This window comes from Flavobacterium aquariorum (assembly GCF_003254745.1).
GTDB lineage: Bacteria > Bacteroidota > Bacteroidia > Flavobacteriales > Flavobacteriaceae > Flavobacterium > Flavobacterium aquariorum.
Genome location: NZ_QKXH01000002.1, coordinates 54,528 through 68,383, shown reverse-complemented (window position 1 = coordinate 68,383; position 13,856 = coordinate 54,528). Strand labels below are relative to the sequence as shown.

At 33.5% G+C, this 13,856-nt stretch carries 11 protein-coding genes and 1 tRNA gene; 3 read left to right on the top strand and 9 right to left on the bottom strand.

Annotated features, from left to right (window positions below; all coding sequences use genetic code 11):
* Positions 1–11: 11 nt before the first annotated feature.
* From DOS84_RS02890 to DOS84_RS02875, 4 genes are read right to left on the bottom strand one after another with little or no spacing between them, the layout of a single operon-like run.
* Complete coding sequence (locus tag DOS84_RS02890; RefSeq protein WP_111408619.1) at positions 12–500, bottom strand: lipid-binding protein; 489 nt, start codon at positions 498–500, stop codon at positions 12–14.
* 11 nt (positions 501–511) lie between these two features.
* On the bottom strand, positions 512–1,141 hold the full coding sequence (locus DOS84_RS02885) for an immunoglobulin-like domain-containing protein (protein WP_111408618.1): 630 nt from the start codon (positions 1,139–1,141) through the stop codon (positions 512–514).
* 16 nt (positions 1,142–1,157) lie between these two features.
* A complete protein-coding gene (locus DOS84_RS02880) occupies positions 1,158–2,597 on the bottom strand; it encodes a SusD/RagB family nutrient-binding outer membrane lipoprotein (RefSeq protein ID WP_165830386.1) in 1,440 nt (479 codons plus the stop codon).
* A gap of 10 nt (positions 2,598–2,607) precedes the next feature.
* Positions 2,608–5,802: a SusC/RagA family TonB-linked outer membrane protein gene (locus DOS84_RS02875; RefSeq protein WP_111408616.1), complete on the bottom strand. Its 3,195-nt coding sequence runs from the start codon at positions 5,800–5,802 to the stop codon at positions 2,608–2,610.
* An 835-nt stretch (positions 5,803–6,637) separates the two neighbouring features.
* Between DOS84_RS02875 and DOS84_RS02870 the strand changes: the two genes are divergently transcribed.
* The gene (locus DOS84_RS02870; protein WP_243636309.1) at positions 6,638–7,192 is read left to right on the top strand and encodes a Crp/Fnr family transcriptional regulator; all 555 of its coding nucleotides are present in this window, start codon (positions 6,638–6,640) and stop codon (positions 7,190–7,192) included.
* 182 nt (positions 7,193–7,374) lie between these two features.
* Here DOS84_RS02870 and DOS84_RS02865 read toward each other — a convergent pair whose 3' ends face one another.
* Positions 7,375–8,202, bottom strand: a complete 828-nt coding sequence (locus tag DOS84_RS02865) for a VOC family protein (protein WP_111408614.1) — start codon at positions 8,200–8,202, stop codon at positions 7,375–7,377.
* 1,114 nt (positions 8,203–9,316) lie between these two features.
* Here DOS84_RS02865 and DOS84_RS02860 point away from each other — a divergent pair.
* Positions 9,317–9,829, top strand: a complete 513-nt coding sequence (locus tag DOS84_RS02860) for a hypothetical protein (protein ID WP_111409056.1) — start codon at positions 9,317–9,319, stop codon at positions 9,827–9,829.
* Positions 9,830–10,385: 556 nt separating this feature from the next.
* Here the strand turns inward: DOS84_RS02860 and DOS84_RS02855 are convergent.
* Positions 10,386–10,459 (bottom strand) — tRNA-Arg (locus DOS84_RS02855).
* Between the two features lie 70 nt (positions 10,460–10,529).
* On the opposite strand from DOS84_RS02855, the gene DOS84_RS02850 reads away from it, so the two are divergent.
* Positions 10,530–11,042 carry an adenine phosphoribosyltransferase gene (locus tag DOS84_RS02850; protein WP_111408613.1) on the top strand — a complete coding sequence of 171 codons (513 nt, stop codon included), beginning with the start codon at positions 10,530–10,532 and terminating at the stop codon, positions 11,040–11,042.
* 66 nt (positions 11,043–11,108) lie between these two features.
* Here the strand turns inward: DOS84_RS02850 and DOS84_RS02845 are convergent, their stop codons facing one another.
* The 3 genes from DOS84_RS02845 to DOS84_RS02835 form a co-directional block, all read right to left on the bottom strand.
* On the bottom strand, positions 11,109–11,249 hold the full coding sequence (locus DOS84_RS02845; RefSeq protein WP_111408612.1) for an SsrA-binding protein: 141 nt from the start codon (positions 11,247–11,249) through the stop codon (positions 11,109–11,111).
* 76 nt (positions 11,250–11,325) lie between these two features.
* Positions 11,326–13,209, bottom strand: coding sequence for a M56 family metallopeptidase (locus DOS84_RS02840; RefSeq protein WP_111408611.1), 1,884 nt, complete (start codon positions 13,207–13,209; stop codon positions 11,326–11,328).
* 78 nt (positions 13,210–13,287) lie between these two features.
* Complete coding sequence (locus DOS84_RS02835) at positions 13,288–13,650, bottom strand: BlaI/MecI/CopY family transcriptional regulator (RefSeq protein ID WP_111408610.1); 363 nt, start codon at positions 13,648–13,650, stop codon at positions 13,288–13,290.
* Positions 13,651–13,856: the final 206 nt, after the last annotated feature.

The following is a 13,856-nucleotide window of genomic DNA, read 5'->3' as shown; positions in this document are numbered from 1 at the left end:
AAAGTATAAATTTACAACTCATCTTCTAAGAAACCGGTTCTTTTATGTCCCGCGAATTTATATATTGTTCCTGGATCATTTACATATTCAACTTCAAAATAAATACTGTCAACAACATGCCCGCCAAAAGAATGTGCGGCATTTTTTAAAATTTTGCCATTGGCGATGTTTACATTATCACCTAAATACATTTCTTCTGAATTAGTTGCACTGAAAGTAAGAGTATTGAAATCTTTTACTTGAACTTTTGTTTTTAACTCAAAGGTATTATCGTGGTCATCAATCCAAAAATTTTCATCATTAGACGCAGCATTGTAGGTTGAGAATAAACCATAGTTTGTGAGAGGTGTTCCATCTGATTTAAGAACAATAATATGCCAATCGCCTGCAAAATTTCGGGTTGTTGTTCCCCCTCCATCTGGATTTCCACCTTCGTCACACGATGTGAATAATGTTAGGCTGATTGTTATAAATAGCAAGGTTTTTATTTGAATTTTCATGTCTTAATTTTTTAGATTCTTGTAAAATTTCTTGTAGCTGTTCCGAAAACTGCTGATGCGTAAATTACCCAGCTGAAATGATCTTTATCTGCTATAGTCCCCACGTTGCTTTCTGCGGAGATACCAGTTGATGACGCATTTTCTTGGTAAGGAGCATAAATTTTAGTGTCATCTACATTGTAAAAAATTAATGTGAGGTTATCAGGACTGCCATTTGTGAAGCCAGTAGCATTATCACATATGTACTTTCTGTCTCCAAGCTTGGTTACATTATTTAGATTGGTACCATTTCTAGCGAATGTACCTTGTAAATCTATCGCGCTTGGTGCTGTACTAAGTACAACGATAGCTCTAGTTAATGTTGCCGAGAAGCCGTCTACATTAACTGATGTATATGTTAATTTGTATACATTGGGAGTAGAGGTGTTCACAGTGCCGGTTATTGTTACTGGAAGTTCTTCTGTCCCTGCCATGGATACGGCACCGAGCTCAGTATAAGTGTCCCCTTGATTTAAGACCACTGTTCTCTCACCATTCAAAGTCATTAAAGGATAGTTAGTCACCTTTGACACATTATCAGTAGATGTTTCGGAACACGATACAGCCATTATTGCTACTAAAAAATAATATATTTTTTTCATCTTGTATGTTTTTAGGTTATTTAGCCCACCATACTGGTGTTGTTATTTTTTCAAGATCGGGTGCAAATCGGTTTCTTGTTTGTACCGTGTTCGGATAAACAAATCTTCTCGGAAAAACTCCTCCTGTAATCCCTTCTATGGAGTACGCCAATTCCCCTGGTATATATCCAGCATCTGATTGCGGAACAGCCGATATTTTTGGGTAACCAGTCCTGTTCTGGTCAAAGAAGGCTTCAAATCCATTTGCAGGAAATCCTGATACCCATTTTTGTGTTATGATAGCTTTTAAATTGTCATCAAGAGTTCCGTCGGGATATTTATAGACACCTGTTGCGGCTATGAACGGGGCTCCGTCCTTGGAATATCTGTTGAATGCTTCTAATACTCCTGCATCATATTTTTCCTTTGCTCCGGCTCCTCCAAAATAGCGCGCCAAAGCCTCTGCCTGTAGGAACAAACTCTCGCTTCTGCTCATGAAATAGAGTGGGTCTGTAGCGTTTATGATTAATACTGCTATCGAACTGGAACCAAGCGTAGTATTGTTAAAATCGCCTTGGTTTAGAGCGGCTCCAGGAGTATAAAAATTGTCCCTCCGCGGGTCATTATTGCTGAGTAAAAAAGAGTTCATCGTCGTACTAGCCCGAATATTCGTGGCAACGTTTAATTGTCTTCTGTCAGTTTCATAAAAAGGATTACTTCTATTTGGCGCATCCTCAAATTGAGTTATAGCAGCATCTGTATCCAGGAAAGTAACTCCAGAATTAATTAAACTTGTGATTTCGGTCTGGGCTAAACTTGGATTTACTTTAGTTTGTCTCATATATATTTTTAATAAAAGGGTATTGGCAAAGGCTTTCCAATTTGCCATATTTCCTCCAAAAACGAAATCATCTGAACTAGGCGTTTCTCCAACTGATGTTGCCAAATCCTTTGCAAGAGCCGTTTTTAAATCGGTAATCATTAGATCGTAAACTTCTGGACCAGTATTGAATTTTGGCTCCAATATATCTTGTTGGTTTGCTTCAGCATAAGGTATGTCGCCATAAAAATCAGTCATTAATTGTGAAGCATGTACTTCCAAGGTGGTGGCGATTAGATAATATTTCCAATTCCCTTGTTGGAATGCTTTTCTTTTAACAGTTCTTAGATCGCCCAAACCATCGTACATAGCAGACCAGGCTCTGTTATAGTCGTTTGTCCCTGCGGAATATGCATCAAGGTTTCTATATTGGGATGCAGAGTTACTTTGTGTATAGTATTGTGCCCAAAATCCTCCAAATATGGTGTAGTATGCACCTTGAGCACCTGCAATCCCTGCCATTCCAGCGGGTAATTGTAATGCTAAAGTCGTGGCTTGCGGACTCAAATTGTCCGGATCGTAATTTATATCAAAATCTTTTTCAGAGCATGCTGAAAATATTGATAAAGCTGAAATTATTATTAATGTCTTTTTCATTTTGTCTGGTTTAGAATGATACTTTAAGTACACAGCCATAGGCACGTTGGGATGGATTTGCAGCAAATTCACCATATTCACTTAATAAGTCGTTACCAAAAGAGGTTACTTCAGGATCAATGTATGGATTTCTGTCAGGAGTCCATAAGAATAAGTTTCTGCCGTATATACCTATCGTAAATTTTGTTAAACCTATCTTTTCAATAATTTTTTTGTCTAAATTGTAGTAAAGGCTTATGTCTCTCATACGAATAAACGTTTTGTCAATTAAAAAAGCACCTTGAGTGGCTGGGTTTTGGTTGTCATTAAAATAAGAGTAATAATCTTCTAAAGCGATTGGAGTTGTGTTTTCAGAATAAGTTCCGTCCCCGTTGTCATTTACTGAGTTAGGGATAATAAATGTATTTCTGTCATTGTAAGTTGTTTCTATGCCATTACCTACAAAATAAGATAAATCTTTTGTTCGCGAGTACATTTTGCCTCCTTCTTTCCAGTCAAAAGCAAAAGAGAGACTTAGGTTTTTATATTTGAATGTGTTTTGTAACCCCATAATGAATTTTCGTTGTCCATTGCCTAATAACTCTACATCATCGGATTGAACGTATAAACCTGTATTAGGGTCAACAATAAATTGACCTGCATCATTTTTTTTAGGTACTAATCCATAAAAAGATCCGATTGGTTCACCTTGTTTAGCCGAAAAGGTTATACCGCCTGAAGTGGGACCAAAGTCTATTCTGCGATCGTCAAGTACTTTAGTAACTTCGTTTAGATTTTTCGTGAAAGTATAGTTGATTTCCCAAGAAAAATTTTCTCCTTTAATGGGTTTTAATCCTAGGGCTATTTCTATACCTTTGTTCTCTACATCTCCAATATTTAAAGCTTTAGTAGTAAAACCTGTCGATGGATCCAAAGGCACCGAAACAATTAGGTCTTTTGTTTTTCGGTCATAAATGGCTGCGTCTAAAGTGATGCGTTTTTTAAGAAAATTAGCTTCAGTACCAATTTCAAATTCGCTGGTTCGCTCTGGTTTTAAATCAGGATTACCTAAAATTCCAGATGCTTCAAAGAAACCAACTCCTCCTAATGGAGATATTATGTTTCCAAAACCGGCATCTGCACTTCCATTAATAAATGAATTTGCGGTTTGGTACGGGTTTGTATCGTTTGCAACCTGTGACCATGAACCCCTAAGTTTTAAGAAGGTTTGCTCATTATCTATTACTATTCCGCTTAAGGAAACAGAAGGGTAGAAATAAGTATTGTTGTCTGGCGGCAAAGTAGATGATTTGTCTTGTCGTCCCGTAAGAGTAAGGAAGTATTTATTGGTATATGATAGTTCTGCTTGAGCATAAACCCCAAAGTTTTTCCTTAATGTATTGTTTTGTGATATTTCAGGTCTTGTTGCGGTATTAGTTAATTCATAAAAATTAGAAATGATAAGATTTGTTATTGAAGCTGTTAAAAAGTCGGTCTCTCTTTTGTTGTAGTTTACACCAGCCAATACGTTTATCTTGAAATTATCATTAATATCTTTAATATAATTTAAATTAAAATACGTGTCAAACTCGCTTCTTTCAAGTCTGCTTTCAGATACACCACCCACAGTTTCTTGAGCACCTGCGACATTTTGAGCAGATCCAGGGTCAAAGTTGACTATTGCACCATAACTTTTGATGTTTTCTAATTTATAATTCCCTCCTACTTGCCATGTAGCGGTAAGGTTTTCGGTAATATTGTAGTTAAAACTTGTGTTTCCAAAAAAACTTTGTCCTAGAATTTTTGTTCTATTTTCATTCAATGCCCAGTAAGGGTTTGAGGCATAAGGCGTAAAATAATAACTTGGTGAATTAAAAGGATTGTTTTTGTAATCTTTTAAGTCGACAACACTTATGTCTCTTGGTATTTGCAATAATTCAGGTATGAAGGTATCACCTTCTCCAGCATTGTCATTTTGTCCTGTATTAACTGCACTCTGATCTTTATTGGTGTAATTAAAACTTATACGAATGGATCCTTTTTCGTTTTTTACACCACCATTGAAGCTTAAAGCATTTTTTAAATATTTGTCTGCATTCGTTGGAATTACTCCATCACTATTGAGTTTAGTAAAACCAAGTGAAAAATCGGAAAAGTCATTCCCTGCACTTAGATTTACATTAGTTGAAGTTAGTATACCAACGTCGTAAAAATCTTTCACGTTATCTTCTAATGCAACATAGGGTTTGATTTGTTGTGAATTATTGTATACCGTTCCCCAAGGTCTGACTTCACCGTTAAAAGCGGGTCCCCATGATCCATTTTCGTTACTTGGGCCGGGCCCAGTTGAAAGTTGGGAATAGCCTAAACCATTCCATCCCTGTCCATAAGAGTTTTGTAAATGTGGAACACGTGCTACTTCACTCATTTCAACAGTTGATACGAAGTCAATGTTTATTTTTGATTGGTTTTTCCCTTTTTTAGTAGTTATAATAATAGCACCACGCCCAGCTCTTGCTCCGTATAAGGCGGTTGCAGCAGCTCCCTTTAGGAAGGTTATTGTTTCAATGCTATTGGGATCAATATCGTTGATACCAGTTCCTGCATCATATGATCTATCTATTGATGATCCGTCTTGTCTTGTTTGGCTCGCGCTACCATCATTATTTATAGGTGTTCCATCTACAACATATAATGGTTGGTTTGTTCCAGATATGGAACCAATACCCCTAACTATTACTTTTGTAGACGACCCTGGTTGCGTAGGGGCACTAATGTCGACACCTGCAATTTTTCCTGATAAACTTTCAATCGGGTTATTAGTGGTTACACTGGTAATTTGTTCTTTGTTTAATGTTGTTGAGGCATACCCAAGAGATTTTTTTTCTCTTTTAATACCTAATGCTGTAACAACAACATTTTCTAATTCCGTTGCATCGCTGACCATTTTTACATTTATTGTCGTTGAGCTTGCAATTTTCTCTGTGTTTTTCATTCCAAGATAACTGAATATCAGTACATCGGTTGGTTTTGCTTTGATAGAGAATTTCCCGTCAAAATCTGATTGTATTCCAGTTTTTGTTCCTTTTATTAATATGCTCACACCTGGTAAGGGTATGCCTTGGTCGTCGGAAACAATTCCTGAAACAGATCTTTCTTGCGCAAAGTTTAATTGCGCCATTAGCACTACTAAAAGCACTAAGAATCCATTGAACTTTAGTTTCATCTTTTAAACGTTTTTGAATTTGTATCGTAAAAGTCATAATAATTTGTTAAACAACCTAATAAACAGATAGTTATGTTTTTTTAAAGCTTAAAATTTAACATAATTACGAATCGTAATATTATTTTTATGGCTTTTTTCTTTATTTTTTTAGTTTCTTTTATATGACAAAATTCTAATAAATTGGATAATTTATTAGAATTTTGTAAAAATATTCTACGTGAATATTTGAATCCACTCTGTCATTTTTGGAAAATAGGTCTACCGTTATATAATGAACTAGCCCGAAGCAGAGCTCCCAGATAAATCATTATATAAATATTTCGTAGTGATATTATTTTCCAGGATTGTCAGACTATGATTATATAAACTCATGTGGTAGAGTAACGCTTCTAATTCATATACTGTCTCCGGAAAGTTCTAGAGAGGGTTATAGTGTTACTAGAGTCTTAAAAGATCAGATATAAGGGGAAAATATATTAAGGGGAAGAAGTTCTTAGAAGCGGGAAATGATTGATCGGTATTTTTCTTTGATTTAACTATAAATTTGATACTGAAAAGTCAACATATGCGTTTACATTTTTTAAATAAAATAAACTTATGTGTTTGCTAATACAGGTGGCCTATTTGACTTCTCAAGAATGAAATATTGTATTTGCAGGTTTTTATTTCAAATATCAATGATTGCTTATTTTTCATATATTGTGTTTTGTATGCGGCCCAAACTTTAAAAAATTATCGCAATTACATTATCTTTGTGTACTGGAATTTGAAGTATTCCCTGGTTGAAATTTAAAAAGTTTATCTAAATAATATGTTTGAGGTATTTGCTAAATATTTGCGGAATCAGATACAGCTGAATGATGAGGAATTAGAAATGATTCAAAAGGTATGTGTAACCAAAAGGCTGAGGAAGAATCAGTATTTGCTGCAGGAGGGAGATGTATGGCGCTTTAACGCTTTTATTATCAACGGATGTCTTCGCACGTATAGTATTAACGACAAGCTGCAGGAGCATATTATCAATTTTGCAATTGAAAATTGGTGGATAGGAGACCGAGAAAGTTTACTTAATGGCACACCTTCGCGGTTTAATATTGATGCTATTGAAGATAGTGAAGTGTTGTTGATTAGTAAAGAAAATTTTAAGATGTTAATGAAAAGTATTCCTCAATTTCAAGAGTTGGTAAATCTTATTATCGAAAGGAGCTTTGCTGCAAGTCAGGATAGAATTAACAATAGTATAAGTTTAAACGCAGAGGAAAAATATACGCGTTTTTTGGAAAAACAGCCGCAGATTGCCATAAGAGTCCCGCAGCATATGGTTGCTTCGTATTTGGGAATAACTCCAGAAACCTTAAGTCGAATAAGGAAGCAAAGTTTAAAAAAATAAATATTACAGAATTCTAAATAGTATAAAGCAATTTTCAAACAAAATAGATATTTGCTGGTTTTGATTTTGTTCATCCATAGGTAGTTATACTTATAGATGAACGAAATCAAGAAATAATAAAATCAAAAACGTTTATAAAACATTTAAGAAAAAATTGAAGGGAAAACTTTTTTTAAAAGGGCTTATAATCCGTCAACATATACATATATCATTTTAATCAATCCATTTTGTATTGTTATAATATCTGTGCCCATTATCTTTTTTGGTTCATCTATAGGACCATATGTCCAATTAAATTTTATTGTGTTGTGATGAGACACTGTTTTGCCCTCAAGTGCAAATTTATAGCCGATGTTTTTGCTTTGAAGTTCTGAAATAAAGTCGTTAATCTTCTCTTTTCCAGTTAATTTTAGAGCTGGATCAATCAATGTGGCATTTTGATCATAAAGTTTGTCTATTGTTTTTTTTCTTTTTTCGCCATCACTTTCCCCCCAAAGTTTTAGATGCTCCGTTACAATTTCTTCAGGTGTGAGTATACTTTCTATTTGTGGAAATTCGAAAAGTGTATCTGTCTGAAAGATATTGATTTTGTTGCCATCAATATCTTTTATCATGGTGCATAACATTTTATCACCTGCCAAATATTGCTCTTTCCAAACAAAGTTCACTCCTTTCTCTTCAAGTTGTTTCGTAGTGATTTTTATGTCTGTCACTTGAAATACGACAGTTTTATTTCCTATTGGAATGAGATGCATTGGGACATCGGCAAACATTTCTTCAATTCTTTTATTATTAGGAACCTGTAATATTTCAAGGTTTAAATCTCCTAGCTGCAACATTGCAATGTCGGCTGAACCTGCAGGAATACTGAATTTAGATTTGTTTTTGAGTTCAAAACCCAAGACATCTCTATACCATTTGATTGATTCCTCTATATTTTTAACTGTGAATGCTATATCGTATAGTGAAAGTGACTGTAAGCCATCTTCGTTGTAAATTTTATTTTCCATAGTTGTTTATCTTTAGTTTTTTCCTTTGATTTATTTTGAGTACATATATTCAGAGAAATGCTGATCAATGCTAGTATTATAATTTGTCCTTTTTTTCATTTTATTAGTGTTTTCAAATTGAGGACAAAGTTCGGGATGATTCAAAACTTCTTTCTTGACTTATGTTAAATTATTTATTGATATAAGTCAAGGCATTCTGGAGGCATCAGATGTACTTTTTATTTCTCCCGATAACTGGGAAACAGAGATAAGACTTAAAAAACGCCCATAAAATGGTACTATTCAATCGGCTATGTTTTATGACTAGCAAATCAAGGTAGTGGTATATCTAATACGACAAGGATATTTTAGAACATGCCAACCCGAAACACTTGTTGCTTATAGAAAAGATTATTATATATTTCCAGATTCAAGAGTTGCGGCATTCAAAAAAGAAATGAAATTCTATTTGTTTGATACAGGAGACTTTGCTCTGTAGAGTTTCGGAAAAGTAATAAGTGGTTTAATCCACAATTTTCTTGCTTAAAAAGTAAAAAAATAAAGACCAAATTTTATTCTGCGATATTCTTAAAGGGTATTACAAAATTACGATATAATTAAAAATTAGTTTGGCATATATCTTTAAAGCTAAGAAAAAAACATCCTATTTCTCAATTTACATTGGAAACAGCCAAACAAAAAATGCAAATTGGCAAAGAGGCATGGAATAGTATTGATTCTGTATGATTTTCAAAGACTTACAGGGTAGACAGCAAATTCCAATGGCGTTAGCCACCCTATTCCAATTTGAAGGGGGGGCACTGAATTCTATTATTTGTTGTTGGTAGATTGAATTATAATGTGTTTATTTTTAATGTTTTAATTTGTATTTAAAATAGATTGTTTAATATTTGTACGGGTCAATTAAAATTAGGTAAAGGTGGCCGGTTTGATTGTTTTTTCCAGTTGGTCACTTAATGAAATAGTAGAAAAAACAATCAACGGGAGATAATTGTAAAAAATAATTATAGTTTAGAGTATAGGTTTACATCACAATGACTCAATATAAAATTTGTTTTGAGTTTTTTATAAAAACTAACATTAGTTGCAAAGTGCACTAAAAATAAAAAGTATCATGGAAAAATACCTGCGACAATTAATTTCAATAGAGTTTGATGATAAGAAAGATATCTTTAGTGGGTTTCTTATTGACTGGACTGAAGACTGGATTTTACTAAAAAATAATCCTGTTGACTTTATAATCGATGGTTATACAATACTAAAAAACAAGAATGTAAAGTCAATTATTCAAGACAAGGATCATGAATTCACAGAAAGAGTAATTAAACTTAAAGGCTTAAAAACAAGTGCAGAGGAAATAATTCCGCTTAAAGATTTGTTTTCAATTATAAATTTTCTTGCGGACAAACATGAGATTTTTCAGATTGCAAAAAAATCAGAGAAAGCAGTTTATCTTGGTAAACTCATAGAAATAAATGAGGATGAACTGGTAATCGATTTTTTGGGAACCGAAGGAGAATTTGAAGGTGAAATGAGTTTTAAGCTGAACAAAATAAGGGTTATAGAATTTGATACAGATTATATCAATTCTTTAAAACTAATTGTTAACCAAGAAAAGAAAAAGTAAAAAATCTTGCTGTAAGTATTAAAGATTGAGATCAATTGGTAGGCCACAGAGGATAATTAAATAAATTCCTCCGGAAAAATCCAAAGAGCAATTTTAAATCAGAAGAACTAATAGATTATTTTCCAAAAGAGCATTTGGAATTAACGACAAGATAATTGATGTCATTTTATTTGATATTAAAAAAGCCTTTCCATATGGACTGGACTGGTGAAAACATCTTTTTTGTCAGATACAATGTAAGAAAAATATCTAAAGTTGATGGATAGCAGAATTAAAAGATTTTAGTAATAGTTCTAGTTATCTGAAAGAGCCATTTGATGGCTGTGTTGTCCTGAAAGCAGCTTTATTTTGCATATACAAATAGTAATTTATCGGATGTAAGACAGTTCGTTGGTTTGATTTTCTCCGAAAATTTCACATTTCGAAATATTCAATACCAAACCGCTCGAGTTAATGAAATTTCAGGTTGTTTAAATTCACAATGCAAAAATCGTACAAATATAAAAACAAAAAATCCTTAAACTCCTGATTATCAGTATGTTTAAGGATTTTCTAGTGACCTCGACTGGATTCAAACCAGTAACCTCTTGAGCCGTAATCAAGTGCGCTATTCAGTTGCGCCACGAGGCCTTAATGCGGGTGCAAATATAGGAATAAATATGTATCTTGCAAGCATGAAATCGTATAAAAATAAAAAAATATGGGCTTAAAAAAATATATACGTGATATTCAGGGTTTTCCAAAAGAAGGAATCGTGTTTAAAGACATCACCCCGTTGCTAATTGATGCAAATGCAAGGAAAGAATGCCTGGGAATATTGGTTTCAACGGTAAAAGATAAAAAAATTGATAAGGTAATCGGAGTTGAAAGTCGTGGTTTTTTCTTCGGGATGCTTTTGGCGGAGGAATTGAATGTGGGTTTTGTTCCTGTTAGGAAACCTAATAAATTGCCTTTTGAGACGCTCTCGGCCTCTTATGATTTGGAGTATGGTAGCGACACGCTTGAAATTCATACTGACGCTATCCAAAAAGGAGATAGGGTTTTGATTCACGATGATGTTTTGGCTACTGGTGGAACAGCTAAAGCGGTTTGCGAATTGGTAGAAAAACTGGGAGGAGTCATTGTACAGTGCAATTTTCTGATGGAAATCACTTTCTTGAACGGAAGGGAAAAAATTGCCGGAAATGAGATTTTTGCGGCAATGACGTATTAGTTTAGTGTTCAGTAGGCTGATTAATAGGTGATAGAAGGCAGTATTTAGAATCTGCATTCTAAAATTTTAACCAAGTGCTCTTGTGGTAACATAATAACGATACCCAATAATTGCCATTTGCCATTTTTTGGCTTTGGATACATCCAATCTTTGTTTGGTAAAGCTTGGTAAAATAATTTTGTTGATTCGGGCAAGAATTTTAAACATGATTGAATATTTTTTTTCAAAGATATAAAAAAAGACGGTCTTGATGAGTGACCGTCTTTTGGATGTTATTGTGAAATTATTTTTTATTTTCTTTTTCTATTTTAGAAATGTATTCTTCCATTTGTTTGTCATAAACTTTCATTTTTTCATCAAAAGCTTCCATTTCTTTGTTGAATGGCTCCATTTGTTTGTCAAATTCAGCCATTTGATTGTCGAAAGCTTCCATTTGAGGTTCAAGCTTTTTCATTTGTTTATCAAATTCTTCCATTTTTTTTTCAAATTCTTTCCAGGCTTTTTTGTCTCCATTTATTGGGTCTCCTTTTGGTGCTTTCGGTGCTTTTGGTAATGGAGGATGAGTTGGCGTTTTCATTTTTAAAACTGGCGGCGATGGAGGAGTAGGGGGAGCAGGAAGATTTTTGTCTTGTATGTTATATGTTCCGTTTTTGGTTACAATGCGGATTGTTTTTCCGTCCTTGTTGACATCCATTGTTACAATTTTGTCTTGATCTAATTGGTCTAATTCATTTTGATCTACTTTTTTGTCATTGATATAAATGTCATTCTCGCTGCCTATTTTTGCAAATTTTTTTGTAATAATTCTGATCTCCTTTTTTTCATCGTTTTTGATTACATTAACGGTAGCAATTTCATTAGGATCTAACTCATCCATTTTGGCTTTGTCTGATTTTGCTCCATCAATATAAATTTGAGCATCTGCATCAATAGGGGTATTAGAAATTATGTTTTTACTCTCTTCTACTAATTTGTTATTCATTTTGTTTTTTTCGGTAACGATGCCAATATTAGTCGTTCCATTGTCATTTTTGGAAATCGCTATTGAAAAATCTTTTATGGGTTCGCTACTATTGACTTCCATTTCTGTAGCTATTTCTTTTCCTTTTTGTAGTTTAATTTTTAAACCAATTAATTCATTACTTGAGTTTCTTTTTACTTTAGAGAATGTGGTTTTTATGTCATATTTTTCACTAAGAATTTCTGCTTTTTCCTTTAATTCTGCTTCTGTAGTATTCTTTGTGATTTTATAGACATCAACACCATCCGAGGCTGATTGTTCTGTTTTTGGACTCACATTTTTCTCCTTTGCTATGACTTCCATTTGGAATAAAAATACAAAGGCTACTAATGCAGGAAGTACTAAAAGATACTTCCAGGAATTCCATTTTTTTGATTGATTTTTGTTTAACATAACGATTCGTTTTTTGATTAATGATTGATAAAAATGATTGGTAAGCACAACACAATTTTCATGTGTTGTTATTTTTAAAAGCGTAAGCTGATACGCTTTTTTGTCGGATATGTTTTTGGCAGCTTCGCTATCCGCAATAAATTCTAGGTTTTGCAAAATGGCTTTTTTGTACAACCAAATAAAGGGATTGAACCAAAAAAGGATGCAAAAGAAACGCGTGATTAAGACGTCTATCGTATGGTATTGTTCGCTGTGTACTTTTTCGTGTTCCAAAATACTTTCCATTTCAGACTCGTTGTACAATGATGAGTTGTAAACAATGGTATTGAAATAGGAAAAAGGTGCAATGTTTTCTTTTAGGTCAATGAATTTATGGTCGGCTTGTTGATGAATGGTTTTTCCTTTTAAAACGCTATTAAGATTATAAAAATCTAATGCAAACTGGACTAAAAACAATACAATTCCAATTATATAAGCTGCGGCTAAAACGAGATACCAATTGATTTCAAAGCTTTCCTCTTGGACCGTTCTCATAGGGATTTTTGACCAATCAAAATTGGTTGGCGCCGGTTCTACCCAAACAATTGTGGTAAAAACTATCCACGGCAAAATTACAGATGTAAACAAACCTGCTAAAAGAAACCAACGATTTGCTGTGAAAAAAGTCTCTTTTCGCAATAGGAAATAATAAGCGATATAGAACATTCCTATTAGTCCGCTCGATTTTGCGATATATATGAATAGTGTTTCCATTTTTTATTGTTTTTTTATTCCGAAGCCTTTATTTGTTTTTTTGGTTGTCATGAACCCCATTTTTTTAATGGAATAGTTTTATTTCTTTGGGGTTTCAATCATAGAAAGGATTTCACGCAATTCGGCTGCCGATATTTTTTCTTCTTTAGCAAAAAAGGAAACCATATTTTTATAAGAGCTATTAAAATAATTATCGATAGCGGTACTCATAAAACCTTTTCGGTAATCTTCAATACTTACAATTGGGAAGTATTGATGGGTATTTCCAAATGCATTATGATTTACATATCCTTTTTCTTCCAGATTGCGAATAATGGTAGATAAGGTGTTGTAATGGGGTTGGTCTTCGGTAATTTCGGCCATCACTTCTTTTACGAATGCTTTTTTGAGCTTCCATAAAATGTGCATGATCTCTTCTTCTTTATTTGTTAGTTTTTGCATTTTGTTTGTTTTTTAAATCTTAGCTAAATTTCTAAAACAAACTTACAACTATATTTCTAGTTTGCAAACTATAAATATAGTTATTTAACTAAAATTTTAGTTTTGCATCGATTTTATTGAGATTGGAATGTGTTTTTTAGCCTAAAAATTTTTGGAAACCTATTTGAACCTTTGCATAGAAAACGGTAAGGACACAAAATATCGTT

Bases quoted from the DNA above. Each gene is read 5' to 3' on its own strand.
- DOS84_RS02860 (WP_111409056.1), top strand. From the start codon at position 9,317: ATGGAAAAATACCTGCGACAATTAATTTCAATAGAGTTTGATGATAAG.
- DOS84_RS02845 (WP_111408612.1), bottom strand. From the start codon at position 11,249: ATGTTTAAAATTCTTGCCCGAATCAACAAAATTATTTTACCAAGCTTT.
- DOS84_RS02890 (WP_111408619.1), bottom strand. From the start codon at position 500: ATGAAAATTCAAATAAAAACCTTGCTATTTATAACAATCAGCCTAACA.
- DOS84_RS02850 (WP_111408613.1), top strand. From the start codon at position 10,530: ATGGGCTTAAAAAAATATATACGTGATATTCAGGGTTTTCCAAAAGAA.
- DOS84_RS02875 (WP_111408616.1), bottom strand. From the start codon at position 5,802: ATGAAACTAAAGTTCAATGGATTCTTAGTGCTTTTAGTAGTGCTAATG.
- DOS84_RS02880 (WP_165830386.1), bottom strand. From the start codon at position 2,597: ATGAAAAAGACATTAATAATAATTTCAGCTTTATCAATATTTTCAGCA.
- DOS84_RS02835 (WP_111408610.1), bottom strand. From the start codon at position 13,650: ATGCAAAAACTAACAAATAAAGAAGAAGAGATCATGCACATTTTATGG.
- DOS84_RS02885 (WP_111408618.1), bottom strand. From the start codon at position 1,141: ATGAAAAAAATATATTATTTTTTAGTAGCAATAATGGCTGTATCGTGT.
- DOS84_RS02865 (WP_111408614.1), bottom strand. From the start codon at position 8,202: ATGGAAAATAAAATTTACAACGAAGATGGCTTACAGTCACTTTCACTA.
- DOS84_RS02840 (WP_111408611.1), bottom strand. From the start codon at position 13,209: ATGGAAACACTATTCATATATATCGCAAAATCGAGCGGACTAATAGGA.